Origin of the sequence: Campylobacter concisus, from assembly GCF_003048555.1 — a bacterium.
In the GTDB taxonomy this organism is placed as follows: domain Bacteria; phylum Campylobacterota; class Campylobacteria; order Campylobacterales; family Campylobacteraceae; genus Campylobacter_A; species Campylobacter_A concisus_AO.
Window position 1 is genome coordinate 1 of record NZ_PIRR01000038.1, and the last position, 14719, is coordinate 14719.

Here is a 14719-nt window from a genome sequence, read left to right on the forward strand (position 1 = left end):
ATTTTAAATATTTTGCTGTTAGATTTACAAAATTTTTAAAATCACAAAGGTCTTTATATGATGAGTTTATTAAAAGTTGCTGGCTTTTTGCCCTACCTTGCGATCGCATTTTTAAATGCAAGCGTCGATCTAGCACACAAAATAACCATACAAAATGTTCTTTTAAAAACATACGATGGCGACATACTTTTTATTCTAACAGCCGTCATAAACGCAATGATCTTGCTACCATTTATCTTTTTATTTTCGCCCTCAAGCTTTATAAACGACAAATTCGCAAAAATAAAGGTCATAAGAATTTGTGCCATTTTTGGCGTTATTATCAGCGTCGCAGTGCTTTTTAGCTATCTTGCGGGCGCTTTTGGCGTAGCCTTTGCTTTAACGCTCATACTAGCCGCTCAAAGTGCGATCTACTCACCAGCAAAATATGGCATCATCAAAGCTTTAGTCGGTCCTGAGCGCCTTGGCACAGCAAATGGCATTATTCAAGCGCTTACCATCGTTGCGATACTTTTTAGCTCATTTTTATTTTCATTTATATTTGAAAATTTATACATCCAAGGCGAAAACTCAGAAGAGATCTTAAAAAGCGTCTATCCTATTGGCATCTTTTTAGTCGTATTTAGCACACTTGAAGCGTATTTTGCTTATAAGTTACCTTGCATCGATGAAAAAGACGAAACAAACGAAAATTTTGATATTAAAAAATATATTCGCCTTAGCTATTTAAGAGAAAATTTAAAAGAAGTAAGGTCAGATAAAAATATCTGGTTAAGTATCGCTGGCCTTAGTATATTTTGGGGAATTTCTCAGATCATCATCGCAGCTTTCCCAGCTCATTACAAAGCCGTTTTTAACGACGACAGCTCGCTAGCGGTGCAAGCAATTCTAGCAGCAAGCGCCATAGGCATCGCATTTGGCTCATACGTGGCTGGCTCTATGTCAAAGCTTCACATCGAGCTTGGTATCGTGCCGATGGGCGCTATTGGTATATTTTTCTCACTTTTATTTTTCGCATTTGGCTCAAGCATCGGCGTAGTGAGCCTTAGCTCATTTGCATTTGGCTTTTTTGGTGGAATTTTTATAGTGCCACTAAATGCGATGATTCAGTACTTTGCCCCGCAAAAGAGTACCGGCAAGATAATGGCGGCAAACAACTTCTTACAAAACGTCTCAATGCTGCTATTTTTAGCCATTGGCATAGGCTTAGTATATTTTGAAATTTCAACCACCGGACTTTTTGTCTTTACAGCGCTTGTTTGCTTAATTGGCAGCTTCTACGCCATTTTGCAGCTTCCACATCTTTTCACAAGGCTACTTTTACTGCCATTTTTAAAGACAAAGTACCGATTTTTCGTTGAAGGGCTTCAAAATTTACCACAAAGTGGAGGCGCATTACTTCTTGGCAATCACATCAGCTGGATCGACTGGCTCGTACTTCAAGCTGCAAGCCCAAGGGGCATAAGATTTGTCATGTATAGAACGATCTATAACAAATGGTATCTAAAGCAAATTTTTAAATTTTTCAAAGTGATCCCGATAGGCGCAGGGGCTAGCAAAGAGTCGATCGAGCTTGTGCGTGAGTGCCTAAAAAATGGCGAAGTGGTCGCACTTTTTCCGGAAGGCCACATCAGCTACAACGGACAGATAAATGAGTTTCAAAAGGGCTTTGAGCTTATCATCAGAGATCTAGAAGAAATTTGCATAGTGCCATTTTACCTTCGTGGCCTTTGGGGATCTAGCTTTTCAAGAGCTAGTAAATTTTACAAAGACCTCACTTCTAAAAACGGCAGACGCGACATCATCGTCGCCTTTGGCAAGCCAATAACCGCATTTATAAACGCTGCAAAGATGAAGCAAAAGGTGCTTGAGCTTAGTTTTTCATCGTGGGAGAGCTTTATCTCAAGGCAAAAACCACTAACAAGCGAATGGCTAAACAACGCAAAAGAGGATAAATTTAAAGAGTGCGTGAGCGACAGCACTGGGTTAAATTTAAGCAACTTGAAATTTATAACAGCCGTTTTAGTATTTATCAAAATTTTCAAACGAGAACTAAAAGATGAGAAAAATATAGGTATATTACTTCCTAGCTCAAGCATCGCAGCGATAATAAATATGGCACTTCTTGCGATGGGTAAAGTAAGTGTAAATTTAAACTACACGCTTAATGTTACCTCGCTAAATCACGCTCTAAGAAAGGCAGATATAAACACAGTCATCACCTCTAGCAAATTTCTTGAAAAACTAGCGCTTAAAGGCTTTGATCTAAAAGATGCGATGAGTGGCAAGGCTAAATTTGCAGAAGATCTCTCAGCCAGCGTCTCAAAAAAAGAGAAATTTTTAGCGCTTTTAACTGCCTTTTTTGCCCCGGTTTGGCTCATCAAGCTTTGCTATTTTAAGCGTGTAAGCTTAGAAGATACAGCTACTATCTTATTTAGTAGCGGCAGCGAAGGCGAGCCAAAGGGTATCGAGCTAAGCCATAAAAATTTACTTGCAAACATTAAGCAAATAAGCGAACTTCTAAATTTCAAAAAAGATGACGTGATCTTAAACTCACTCCCTGTTTTTCACTCATTTGGACTAACGGTCACCACGCTCATGCCGCTTTGCGAGGGCATAAAAATGGTAAGCGTGCCTGACCCGACAGACGGAGCGACTATTGGCAAAATGGCCGCAAGACACAGCGCTAGCATCATCTTTGGCACCTCAACGTTCTTTAGGCTCTACACAAGAAATAAAAAGCTTCATCCGCTAATGTTTCAAAGTACCAGAATGGTCGTAGCTGGGGCTGAAAAGCTAAAACCTGAGATAAAAGATGAGTTTAGGCTCAAATTTGGCATAGAAATTTATGAAGGTTATGGCGCGACCGAAACGGCGCCAGTAGCTGCTGTAAATATGCCAAATATCCTAGAAAAAGAGAGCCTAAAAGAGCTTACATTTAATAGACCTGGCAGCGTTGGCATGCCTCTACCTGGCACTATCATAAAAATAATCGACCCAGAGACGCTCGAAGAGCTAGAAACTGGCACAGACGGGCTCATCGTCATCGGCGGATCGCAGGTGATGAAGGGCTATCTAAACGACGACGCTAAAACAAGCGAGGTCATCACGCATATAGACGGCGTAAGATACTATAAAACTGGCGACAAAGGTCACATCGATGAAAACGGCTTTGTGTTTATCGTCGATAGATACTCAAGGTTTGCCAAAATAGGCGGCGAGATGATAAGCCTTGGAAGCGTCGAAGAAGAGCTTGCAAAGGTACTTGGGAGCGACGTTGTCTTTAGCAGTGCAAACGTACCAGATAGCAAAAAAGGTGAAGCGATCGCACTTTTAGTAAAAAGTGGCACAGAGCCTGAAAATATCGAGCAAATTTTAAAAGAGAGCAGCCTAGCTCCTATAATGATGCCAAGCTATATATTTATCGTTGATGATATACCAACGCTTGCAAGCGGTAAGGTTGATTTTAAGGGGGTAAAAGCTCTAGCGGTCTCACTTTTAGAGGGGTGAGGCGCCGCCCTTTTATTTTTGTGATAAAATAGCGCCAAAATATTACCTAGGTCGCAGTTGTGACTGACATTTGCATAAATCTTAAAAATTTTTTGCAAAGAGTTTTGTATAAAAATTTCTATTGCTTTTTAAATTTGGTGCAATTCGTGCAATTGTTTGTTAAATTCTACCTTTATAAAATTTTACTAGCAAGCATAAAAGATGACGCCATACAAATAGCGAATAAATGGGCTATAAAGTAAAAAAGTAACAAAGATCTACTAATTAAGATAAATTTTGCCCTAAATGAGCTTAGCAAAGAAGGAGCTTTAAGCGAAATTTCGCTTAAATACTTCGGCAAAGATATTTCTAAATAAGGAGAATCAATGAATTTTAAGCCCATTTTTGGCTTGATCGCAGGTGCTTTTTTAGCTTTAAATTTAAATGCTTCAACTATCAAAAAAGGCGAACTTATCGTCGCAACTGAAGGCACTTACTCACCTTACTCATTTTATGATGAAAAGGGTGAGCTAGTAGGATATGACGTAGATATCGCAAGAGCGGTAGCACAAAAACTAAATTTAAAAGTTGAGTTTCTAACAGCCCCTTGGGATGCGATGCTAGCTGCATTTGATGCTGGTAAAGCTGATGTTGTGTTTAACCAAGTAAGTATAAACGAGGATAGAAAGAAAAAGTATGGTATGAGCGTGCCTTACACTATGCCATATCCGGTAATTGTCGTGCATAAAGATAACAACGACATCAAAAGTTTTGCTGATCTAAAAGGCAAAAAGAGTGTACACTCTGCTACTAGCAACTGGGCAGCGATAGCCGAGAAAAACGGCGCAACAGTGGTCGTAGCTGATGGCTTTAGCAAAGGCGTGGAGCTTATCATCTCAAAAAGAGCTGATGATACGATAAACGATAACGTTACATTTTTTGACTACATCAAACAACGCCCAAATGCGCCACTAAAAATCGCATACACAAGCAACGAGCCGATGCCAACAGCTGCAATCGTTAAAAAAGGCAACACCGAGCTACTAGAAGCGATAAACAAAGCGCTTGATGAACTAAAAGCCGAGGGCAAGATAAGTGAAATTTCGATGAAATATTTTGGAAAAGATATTTCAAAATAAAGGATTAAAATGAAATTTACAAATTTATTAAAAGTAGTAGCTGTGCTTGCAATGGCTCTAAATTTACAAGCAAAAACTATAAAAGATGGCGTGCTAACAGTAGCAACTGAAGGTACTTACGCTCCTTTTACATTTTATAATGATAAAAATGAGCTAGTAGGATACGATGTAGATATCGCAAGAGCGGTAGCGCAAAAACTAAATTTAAAAGTTGAGTTTCTAACAGCTCCTTGGGATGCGATGCTAGCTGCATTTGACGCTAGTAAGGCCGATGTTGTATTTAATCAAGTAAGCATAACTGATGAGAGAAAGAAAAAATATGCTTTTTCAGTGCCTTATACTGTAACATTTGGTGCCATCATCACTAGAAAAGATAATAACGACATAAAAAGCTTTGCCGACCTAAAAGGCAAAAGAAATGCCGACTCAGCTACGAGCAACTGGGCAAAAGTAGCCGTAAAATACGGCGCTGAACACGTCATAACAGATAGTTTTGCTAAAAGTATGGAGCTTCTTATATCAAGACGCGTAGATGCTGTTGTAAGAGACAACATCGTATTTTACGACTTCATAAAAGAGCGTCCAAACGCACCTGTAAAGATAGCCGCCTCACTTGATGAGAAAGACTACACAGCAGCAGCTGTTAAAAAAGACAACGCCGAACTTGCAGAGCAAATTTCAAATGCTCTAAATGAACTTTCAAAAGAAGGCAAACTAGAAGCTATCTCAAAAAGCTACTTTGGCAAAGACGTCTCAAAATAAATTTATAAACCAACAAGGCAAAAATGGAAAATTTAGATAGAGTGATCGAGCTTGTTTCAAGCTCGACGCTACCGATGATCATTGCACTTTTAAAGGTGACGATCCCACTTACTTTGCTCTCGTTTTCGCTAGGGCTTGTCATCGCCATTATCACAGCAGTAGCGAGGCTTTCAAATATAAAAATTTTAAAATTTATATTTGCCACCTACGTTTGGATATTTCGCGGCACGCCACTTCTTGTGCAGCTTTTTATTGTATTTTACGGACTTCCTAGCATCGGTGTCACGCTTGATACTTGGAGTGCGGCGACTATCGCATTTAGCCTAAATGTTGGCGCTTATGCCTCTGAGTCTGTAAGGGCTGCCATACTTTCTGTGCCAAAAGGTCAGTGGGAGGCTGCCACATCGCTTGGCATGACACACTATCAAATTTTAAAGCGTATCATCGCACCTCAATCAGTGAGGATCTCGTTGCCACCGCTTTCAAACACATTTATAGGCCTTGTTAAAGACACTTCACTAGCGGCTTCTATAACGATGGTTGATATGTTTATGGTCGCTCAAAGGATCGCAGCAAGAACCTTTGAGCCACTCATCCTCTACATCCTAGCAGCACTTATCTATCTAGTGGTTTGCACACTCTTAACCTATCTTCAATCAAGGCTTGAAAAAGCTGTCTCAAGGTATGTCTAATGGCTATAAATTTTAAAAATATAAGCAAATCTTACGGCGATCATTTAGTGCTAGATAACATAAATACAAGCTTCAAAGAAGGACAAACGACCGTAATCGTTGGCTCATCTGGTTGTGGCAAATCAACGCTTCTTAGATGCATAAATTTACTTGAGATCCCACAAAGTGGTGTTTTAGAGATAGATGACAAGAGCGTAAATTTTAAAGAGAAGCTTAGCTCAAAAGAGCTTTTAGAAATTCGCAAAAAAACAGGCATGGTCTTTCAAAACTTCAACCTCTTTCCACACCTAACAGCGCTTCAAAATGTCACCGAAGCTCCGATCTATGTTCAAAAAAAGGATAAAAACGAAGCAATAAAAGAGGCAAAAGAGCTTTTAGCTAAAGTAGGACTTAGCCACAAAGAAGATACCTATCCAAACAGGCTCTCAGGCGGACAAGCACAGCGTGTAGCCATCGCTAGAGCCCTAGCTGTAAATCCATACTTTTTGCTACTTGACGAGCCTACAAGTGCTCTTGATCCAGAGCTTGAGGCTGAAGTTTTAAAGGTCATCTTATCTCTTGCAAAAGAGAAAAAGTCTATGATCATTGTCACTCATAATATGAATTTTGCTAGAAAGATAGCTGATAGAATTTTATTTTTAGATAAAGGCGTGATCGCATTTGATGGCTTGGTAGATGAGTTTTTCAATAGCCAAAACGAAAGAATAAAAAGCTTCATCTCAGCTATGGATATATGAAAATTTTAGCTAGAAAATCTAGCTAAAATTACATTAAGCAAAGTGAGGCTTTATCTGCTCTATCCAAGCTGAAATTCTACCCTCAGTTTTGTCACTTTGGTTATCAGCATCAAGTGCTAGGCCTACAAATTTTCCATTTCTTACAGCATCAGAGCCATCAAATGTATATCCATCAGTGCTAACCTCACCAACTACTTTTGCGCCAGCTTTTACGACCTCATCGTAAAGCTTTGCCATGCCGTTACAGTACTCATCAGAGTAGCTCTCGCTATCACCCATACCAAAAACAGCGACTGTTTTTCCGCTTAGATTTAATGCTTTAAAGTCAAACGCATCCCAGTCATCTTGAAGATCGCCACTACCCCAGGTTGATGTACCAAGGATGAGCTTATCGAAGCTATTTAGTTTCGCTGCGTCTACATCAGCAACGTTTAAAAGCTCATTTTCAAGGCCTAGACCCTCACTTATAAGTTTTGCTGCATCTTCGGTATTTCCCATGCTGCTTCCATAAACTATACCTATCATCTTTATCCTTTTTAAAAAATTTTACTAATAATCGTATAAGGCACAAGCTTGATCAAACCTCTCGCACAACAGTGCCTAACCTCAACGTGTCGCCTAAATTCCTCATTTCTAGGAAAAACGATATAAACCATCTCGCACTCGTGACCAAGCACACCTACGGCTCTATCTATATCGTCGTTTAAATTTCTCATATCATCAAAGCTCACTTTTTTAAAGCTTGGCATGACACTGAGTAAATTTTTACCATCTTTTTTGACCGAAATGACACCGCCATTTAGCACGACCTCTTTGTCTTGATGGCGGAGGCGTATTTTATCATAAACAAATTGACAAAACATCTGTGCCGCATCGATACAAAACTCAAATTTCCCACTTGCATAAAGCATTTTTATCATCTTTGCAGCCGCCATTTTTGGCTCTTTTGCTATAAATTTGATCTTTGAAAAGTCGCCTTTTAAATAAGCATTTATGATGATATTTGATGAAAAACAAAAGCGATCTGCTGGCTTAAAATTTAGACATTTTTCGCGAAGTAGGAAATTTACCCTAGCCTCAAAAATTTCTTTAAAATTTAGAAATTTAGCGTAAGAAAGCGGAATTTTTAGCTCACTTTCTACGCCAGAATTATAAAGTGCAATAAAAATTTTTGCACGTGAAAGCCTATCAAGCTTTGCAAAAATATTTGGAGTTATTTCGCCAATATCTGATAAAAGCCCGAATCTCATTGATTATTCTTTGCATCCAAATTCCTTATCTAGCCCAAAGACCTTGCAGTACTCGCAAAATACGCAACTAACGCTTCTTTTTGCACAAACAATTGGAATATTTCTCTTTTTTGCTTGAGTTTTAATAGTCTTCATCGTGTTGTGGTTTAAAAAACTAGTTAGCATCACCACACACTCGGTATCTTGAGGGATTGGCTTGCGATTTACGCGATTTTCATTTCTAGCATCCCAGTGTTCTATCTTCTCAGCTCCCAAATCATGTAAAACTGCCTTGATAGGCGTTATTTCATCTGCACCGATAACTAAAACTGACATAATAAGCTCCTAAAATTTATTTATTTTCTGATAATGATTATAAGGAAGCTTAACTAAAATTTTTCTTAGTTATGATATTTATTATCACTTATATGTAGAAATTTGTAACGTTTTACTTAGATATTTAAACATCTAAATTCTCTTAACCTTAGATACCGCAAACAAAAATATGATAAGTCCGCTTGCGGCAAAAAAACTACCAACATTGCCGATATTTTGCTCGCCTAAATGAACTATCGTTTGATGCCCTATTAGCGCCCCTGCTCCGATGCCTATGTTATAAATAGCCGAAAATATCGCCATTGCGGCATCAGTAGCGTTTGAGGCTAAATTTAGCACTTTTATTTGAAAACTCATATTTACACCAGCTATGCCAAGCCCCCAAATAAAGGCCAAGACTAGCATTAAAACTTCATTTTTAGCAATAAAATTTAACAAAAGCAAGCAACATAAAATAAGCATGATAGAAATTGCAGAAAATGCATTTGGAATAAGCTTATAAAATTTAGAGAAAAGCAGGCTTGCAACTACACCAGCAACGCCAAATATAAGCAAGAATATTGTGATAAATTTCCCATCAAAGCCACTGATGTCTTTTGCAAATGGCTCAATGTAACTATAGGTGCTAAAATGCGCGCTTATGATAATTGCAGTTAGTAAAAATACGACTATCAAAAGGCCATTTCTTGCAAGCTCTGGCAAGCTTTTAAGTGAGCCTGAGTTTTTACTTGGCAGAAGTGGCAAAATTTTATATAGCCAAGCTCCAACACCAACAGCAAAAATTCCGATCAGCCCAAAGGTCACACGCCAACCAAGTGCATCACCTAAAATTCTTCCAAGTGGTAGACCAAGTATCATCGCCAGTGATGTACCAAGAGCTAGCAATCCAAGAGCTTGCGAGCTTTTATTTATCGGAGCTAGTCTAACAGCAAGTGAAGCAGTGATAGCCCAAAAAATGGCATGCGCTATAGCTATCATCAGTCGAGCAATGATTAAAATTTTAAAATTCCAAGCAAAAGCACAAAGCGTATGAGCTACAACAAATACGATAAAAACCTTTAAAAGAAGAGATCTTCGCTCTAAATTTGCAGTTAAAAGCATAAGCGGCAAAGAGAGTATCGTGACACTCCACGCATAAATCGTAATAATAAGACCAGTATCGGCCGTGCTCATGTCAAAATCTTTTGCAATATCACTTAAAAGTGGTACTGGAACAAACTCAGTAGTGTTAAATATAAAAGCACAAAAAGCAAGAGCTATAACCCTTAAATAGGCTACCCTATGAACACTTATCAAATTTTATCCTTATTTTTTCATTACGGTAATGGAATTTTGCTTAAAGTTAGTAATTTAAAAGGCAAAATTCTCTGAATTTATTAATGACATAGATTAATAGTAGATTTTGGAAACTATCTCTATAATAAAAGATTTTTAAAAATCGTAAGAAAATTTAAGGCGGAAAAATGGCTAAAATAATGAAAACTATGGACGGAAACGAGGCCGCGGCGCACGCGGCTTACGCATTTACGGAGGTTGCGGGCATCTACCCGATAACCCCTAGCTCGCCGATGGCAGACTACACCGATATGTGGGCAGCCCAGGGCAAGAAAAATTTATTCGGCATGCCCGTTAAGGTAGTCGAAATGCAAAGCGAAGGCGGAGCTGCGGGCACCGTGCACGGCTCGCTGCAAGTAGGCGCGCTAACTACCACATACACGGCTTCGCAAGGACTTTTGCTAAAAATCCCGAACATGTACAAAATCGCAGGCCAGCTGCTACCCGGCGTCATCCACGTGAGCGCGCGCTCTATCGCGGCTCAGGCGCTTTCTATCTTCGGCGATCATCAGGACATCTACGCCTGTCGCCAAACGGGCTTTGCTATGCTAGCAAGCGGCTCGGTGCAAGAAGTCATGGATATCGCGGGCGTCGCGCATCTAGCGGCGATCAAGGGTCGCGTACCGTTTTTGCACTTTTTCGACGGATTTCGCACGAGCCACGAGATACAAAAGGTCGAGGTGCTTGACTACGCGCACTTTGATAGGCTTCTTGACCGCGAGGCGCTACAAAAATTTAGAGACGAGGCGCTAAGCCCTGAAAGCCCAAAAACTCGCGGTACGGCGCAAAACGACGACATCTACTTCCAGACGCGCGAGCTAGCTAACCGCTACTATGACGCCGTGCCTGATATCGTGGCCGAGTATCTAAAAGAAATTTCAAATATCACGGGACGAGATTATAAACCGTTTAATTATTACGGCGATCCGCGCGCTACGCGCGTCGTAGTCGCGATGGGCTCTGTCACGCAAACTCTCGAAGAGGTCGTTGATCACCTACGCGCGAAGGGCGAAAAAGTAGGCGTGCTAAAAGTGCATCTATACCGTCCGTTTAGCCTAAAATACCTCTTTGACGTGATGCCTGAGACGGTAGAAAAGATCGCCGTGCTAGACCGCACGAAAGAGCCCGGAAGCCTCGGCGAGCCGCTATATCTGGATGTCAAGGCTGCGTTTTACGGACGTAAAAATCAGCCCGTGATCGTGGGCGGCCGCTACGGTCTAAGCTCAAAAGACGTTGATCCTGCGCAAATGTTAGCCGTCTTTGAAAATTTAAATTTAGAGGGGCCCAAAAACGGCTTTACCGTCGGTATCGAAGACGACGTGACCTTCACCTCGCTAAAAGTCGGCGAGAAAATTTCGCTAAGCGACGCAAGCGTGAAAGAGTGCCTATTTTATGGCCTTGGCGCGGACGGTACCGTGGGAGCGAATAAAAACTCCATCAAAATCATCGGCGATAAAACCGAGCTTTACGCGCAGGCGTATTTTGCCTACGACAGCAAAAAATCCGGCGGCTACACGCGCTCACACCTACGTTTTGGTAAAAACCCGATCCGCTCGACCTATCTCGTCTCAAATCCGCACTTCGTAGCCTGCTCGGTCGCGGCGTATCTTGAAATTTACGATGTTATAGACGGTATCCGCGAGGGCGGGACGTTCCTGCTAAACTCGATCTGGGACGCCGAGCAGACGGTCGCTAAACTGCCGAATAAAGTAAAGAAAATTTTGGCCGCTAAAAAGGTAAATTTCTACATCATCAACGCCACTAAGCTAGCTCGCGAGATCGGGCTAAAAAACCGCACGAACACCATCATGCAGTCGGCGTTTTTCAAGCTAGCCGACATCATCCCGTTTGCCGACGCGCAAAAATATATGAAAGAGTACGCGCACAAAGCCTACGCCAAAAAGGGCGAAGCGATCGTGGAGATGAACTACAAGGCTATCGATATGGGCGCGGACGGGCTAGTTAAGGTCGCGGTCGATCCGTCTTGGGCAAATTTGACGGATGACGCGAGCGCGGAGGAAAAATACGTCGGCGACGAATTTATAGAAAAAATCGTCAAGCCTATCAACGCCGCCAGGGGCGATAGCTTGCCTGTTTCAGCGTTTGTGGGCTTTGAAGACGGACACTTTAAATCAGGCACGACGCAATACGAAAAACGCGGCATCGGCGTAATGGTGCCAAAGTGGATCGAGGGCAACTGCATCCAATGCAACCAGTGCGCCTTCGTCTGCCCGCACGCGGTGATCCGCCCGTTCCTCATCGATGAAAACGAGCTCGCCGCCGCGCCGCAAACGGTGCAAGATCGCGTCCTAGACGCCAAAGGCAAAGAGGTAAAAGGGCTAAAATACAAAATCCAAGTTAGCCCGCTTGACTGTACGGGCTGCGAGCTGTGCGCTCAAATTTGCCCAAGCAAGGAAAAATCGCTCGTCATGGTGCCGCTAGCCGAAGAGATGGAGCGACACGAGCAGGAAAACGCCGATTATTTATTTAAAAAAGTAACCTACAAAGACGATCTGATGAGCAAAGATAGCGTCAAGGGCGTTGGTTTTGCGCAGCCGCTATTTGAGTTTCACGGCGCATGCCCGGGATGCGGCGAGACGCCTTATATCGGGCTTGTGACGAGACTATTTGGCGACCGTATGATCGTGGCAAACGCCACCGGATGTAGCTCGATCTACGGCGGCAGCGCGCCTTCGACGCCTTATACGACGAACAAAGACGGCAAGGGCGTAGCGTGGGCGAATTCGCTGTTTGAGGATAACGCGGAGTTTGGCATGGGTATGAACGTCGCGGTAGAGACGCTGCGCCACCGCATCGAAGACGTAATGCTACGCACCAAAGACGCCGCGCCAAATGCCATAGCCGCGCTATACTCCGACTGGATCGCGCATAAAAACGACGGCGAGAAAACGACGCAAATCGCTAAAATTTTAACGCCGATTTTGGAGCAAAATTTAAGCATCCCGGGCGTAAAAGAAATTTTAGAGCTAAAAAGATATCTCATCAAAAAATCCCAGTGGATCATCGGCGGCGACGGCTGGGCCTACGACATCGGCTTTGGCGGACTTGACCACGTGCTAGCTAGCGGCGAGAACGTAAACGTGCTCGTGCTTGACACCGAGGTCTACTCAAACACCGGCGGTCAAAGCTCAAAATCAAGCCGCGCTGGCTCCATAGCGCAGTTTACCGCTAGCGGCAAGCCGATGCAGAAAAAAGACCTGGGCTACATCGCGATGACCTACGGAAATATCTTCGTAGCGCAGATCAACTCAAACGCGAGCCAGGCAAACACGATAAAAGCCATCGCCGCAGCCGAGGCCTACGACGGACCTAGCCTCGTGATCGCGTATTCGCCGTGTATCGCGCACGGTATAAAAGGCGGCATGGCCTACTCCGGCGATCAGGGCGAGCTAGCGACGAAATGCGGCTACTGGCCGACCTACGTCTACGACCCGCGCCTAATCAAAGAGGGCAAAAATCCGCTCAAAATGACCTCAAAAGAGCCTGATTGGTCGCTTTACGAGGAGTTTTTGCTAAACGAGGTTCGCTACAACTCGCTTAAGAAAACTAACCCGCAGCACGCGGACGAGCTACTGGCTAAAAACAAGGCCGACGCGCAAAGACGCTACCGCCAGCTAAAACGCCTAAGCCTAGCCGACTTTAGCGATGAGGTCGAAATAAACAAAGAGTATTAATTTATAAAATAAAATCTAGATTTTAGTCATCTAATGATGGCTAAATACTAATCCTGCTATTTTGAATAATTGTTTTTGTAAGGAATTAATGATGAATATCGATGATATACACACAGATGATATAAAAAGTTATTACGAATGCTTGGATGCAATATCAGATAGTGACCTATTTGAGGGTCTATTGGGTCATGGTCTTTTTGCTGATAAAATACCAAATTTCTTATCATCTAAGAAATTTTATGATTTTTGTAAGAATAATAATCCAAGTTTTACACAAAAGAGTTTTTCTTACATAAAATATGAAAATATGAGAAATATTAATGTGCCAAGACTTTTGGCTATACCGAGCCCATTTGCATACTATAAGCAGTGTAAAATTTTAAAAGATAGCTGGAAAAATACAAAAGAATATTTTAAAAACGAGACAATAAATAATATATACAAAATTAGTAGAATTCATATAAGAAAACGTTTTAATACTAAATCAATTTTTGAGATGAATTATAAAAAATACAAAAAAGATGGAAATCCGGAGCAGGAAATTATTATAGGTAAAAAGTATCTGGTAAAGGCGGATATATCTAATTGTTTTCCTAGTATCTATACACATTCTATTTCTTGGGCCCTAGTGGGGAAACAGATAGCCAAACAGAATCAACACAATAAATCAGAATGGTATAATAAAATAGATGAAGGAACTAGATGGCTTAACAATAATGAAACACATGGTTTACTGATAGGGCCACATACTTCAAATTTAATTTCAGAGATTATTTTAGTTGCCATTGACAACAAAATATCTAAAAAATACGAGTATATTAGAAACATAGATGACTATTCTTGCTATGTAGAAACAAAAGAAAATGCAGAACAGTTTTTGATAGATTTATCGCAAGAATTGAAGCAATTTGGTTTATATCTTAATCATAAAAAAAGTGAAATTTTAGAATTGCCCATCCCTGTCAATAGTGAATGGACTAGAAAACTAAAATTATTTAAACTAGAAACTTATGATGATAAAAGCGGTAGTAGCAAAAGAATAAATTACAAAACAGTCGCCTTATTAATGGATACCGCAATAGAACTAATGAAACAAAATAAGGACAATGCTGCTATTTTAAACTATACGATTAAAATTTTACTAAAATATAAAATGTCTACAAATGCTAAACAGTATTTTGTAAATATTGTTCATCATTTAGTTCTAATTTATCAATATCTTATTCTTTTATTAGAAAATATCTTTGATTGCAATCTTTCAGATAATGCGAAGATCAAACAAATTACCGATGATATATTTGAGGC

11 protein-coding genes are annotated in these 14719 nt (G+C 41.0%); 7 read left to right on the forward strand and 4 right to left on the reverse strand.

The genetic code is table 11. The features are described from left to right. Positions 1 to 57: 57 nt before the first annotated feature. The 5 genes from CVS92_RS07215 (at position 58) to CVS92_RS07240 (ending at position 6819) form a co-directional block, all read left to right on the forward strand. Entirely contained in the window at positions 58 to 3510 is a 3453-nt protein-coding gene (locus CVS92_RS07215; protein ID WP_107788999.1) for an acyl-[ACP]--phospholipid O-acyltransferase, read from the forward strand. Positions 3511 to 3875: 365 nt separating this feature from the next. Next, entirely contained in the window at positions 3876 to 4628 is a 753-nt protein-coding gene (locus CVS92_RS07225; RefSeq protein ID WP_084041921.1) for an amino acid ABC transporter substrate-binding protein, read from the forward strand. A gap of 9 nt (positions 4629 to 4637) precedes the next feature. Next, entirely contained in the window at positions 4638 to 5390 is a 753-nt protein-coding gene (locus CVS92_RS07230; RefSeq protein ID WP_107789000.1) for an amino acid ABC transporter substrate-binding protein, read from the forward strand. A gap of 23 nt (positions 5391 to 5413) precedes the next feature. Beyond that, positions 5414 to 6082, forward strand: a complete 669-nt coding sequence (locus CVS92_RS07235; protein WP_107789001.1) for an amino acid ABC transporter permease — start codon at positions 5414 to 5416, stop codon at positions 6080 to 6082. Beyond that, positions 6082 to 6819, forward strand: coding sequence for an amino acid ABC transporter ATP-binding protein (locus CVS92_RS07240; RefSeq protein ID WP_107789002.1), 738 nt, complete (start codon positions 6082 to 6084; stop codon positions 6817 to 6819). The genes CVS92_RS07235 and CVS92_RS07240 overlap by 1 nt, the downstream gene beginning before the upstream one ends. A gap of 33 nt (positions 6820 to 6852) precedes the next feature. On the opposite strand, the gene fldA is transcribed toward CVS92_RS07240, so the two are convergent. The 4 genes from fldA to CVS92_RS07260 form a co-directional block, all read right to left on the reverse strand. Further along, positions 6853 to 7344 (reverse strand): flavodoxin FldA, encoded by a 492-nt coding sequence (gene fldA / locus CVS92_RS07245; protein ID WP_072595412.1) that lies wholly within the window; start codon positions 7342 to 7344, stop codon positions 6853 to 6855. Between the two features lie 11 nt (positions 7345 to 7355). Continuing rightward, the gene (locus CVS92_RS07250) at positions 7356 to 8069 is read right to left on the reverse strand and encodes a UDP-N-acetylmuramate--alanine ligase (RefSeq protein WP_107789003.1); all 714 of its coding nucleotides are present in this window, start codon (positions 8067 to 8069) and stop codon (positions 7356 to 7358) included. Positions 8070 to 8072: 3 nt separating this feature from the next. Beyond that, entirely contained in the window at positions 8073 to 8384 is a 312-nt protein-coding gene (locus CVS92_RS07255; protein WP_002939277.1) for a DUF2325 domain-containing protein, read from the reverse strand. A gap of 132 nt (positions 8385 to 8516) precedes the next feature. Next, positions 8517 to 9680: a sugar transporter gene (locus CVS92_RS07260; protein WP_107789004.1), complete on the reverse strand. Its 1164-nt coding sequence runs from the start codon at positions 9678 to 9680 to the stop codon at positions 8517 to 8519. 167 nt (positions 9681 to 9847) lie between these two features. Here CVS92_RS07260 and nifJ point away from each other — a divergent pair, with 167 nt between their 5' ends. Both nifJ and CVS92_RS07270 read left to right on the forward strand, forming a co-directional pair. Then, on the forward strand, positions 9848 to 13414 hold the full coding sequence (gene nifJ / locus CVS92_RS07265; protein WP_107789005.1) for a pyruvate:ferredoxin (flavodoxin) oxidoreductase: 3567 nt from the start codon (positions 9848 to 9850) through the stop codon (positions 13412 to 13414). 91 nt (positions 13415 to 13505) lie between these two features. Continuing rightward, the coding region (locus CVS92_RS07270) for an RNA-directed DNA polymerase (protein ID WP_107789006.1) at positions 13506 to 14719 on the forward strand (1214 nt) is incomplete at its 3' end.

What these genes read in the sequence shown, in the direction of transcription:
- CVS92_RS07225 (WP_084041921.1), top strand. Translation starts at nt 3,876, where the DNA reads ATGAATTTTAAGCCCATTTTTGGCTTGATCGCAGGTGCTTTTTTAGCT.
- CVS92_RS07235 (WP_107789001.1), top strand. Translation starts at nt 5,414, where the DNA reads ATGGAAAATTTAGATAGAGTGATCGAGCTTGTTTCAAGCTCGACGCTA.
- CVS92_RS07215 (WP_107788999.1), top strand. Translation starts at nt 58, where the DNA reads ATGATGAGTTTATTAAAAGTTGCTGGCTTTTTGCCCTACCTTGCGATC.
- fldA (WP_072595412.1), bottom strand. Translation starts at nt 7,344, where the DNA reads ATGATAGGTATAGTTTATGGAAGCAGCATGGGAAATACCGAAGATGCA.
- CVS92_RS07240 (WP_107789002.1), top strand. Translation starts at nt 6,082, where the DNA reads ATGGCTATAAATTTTAAAAATATAAGCAAATCTTACGGCGATCATTTA.
- CVS92_RS07255 (WP_002939277.1), bottom strand. Translation starts at nt 8,384, where the DNA reads ATGTCAGTTTTAGTTATCGGTGCAGATGAAATAACGCCTATCAAGGCA.
- CVS92_RS07230 (WP_107789000.1), top strand. Translation starts at nt 4,638, where the DNA reads ATGAAATTTACAAATTTATTAAAAGTAGTAGCTGTGCTTGCAATGGCT.
- nifJ (WP_107789005.1), top strand. Translation starts at nt 9,848, where the DNA reads ATGGCTAAAATAATGAAAACTATGGACGGAAACGAGGCCGCGGCGCAC.
- CVS92_RS07250 (WP_107789003.1), bottom strand. Translation starts at nt 8,069, where the DNA reads ATGAGATTCGGGCTTTTATCAGATATTGGCGAAATAACTCCAAATATT.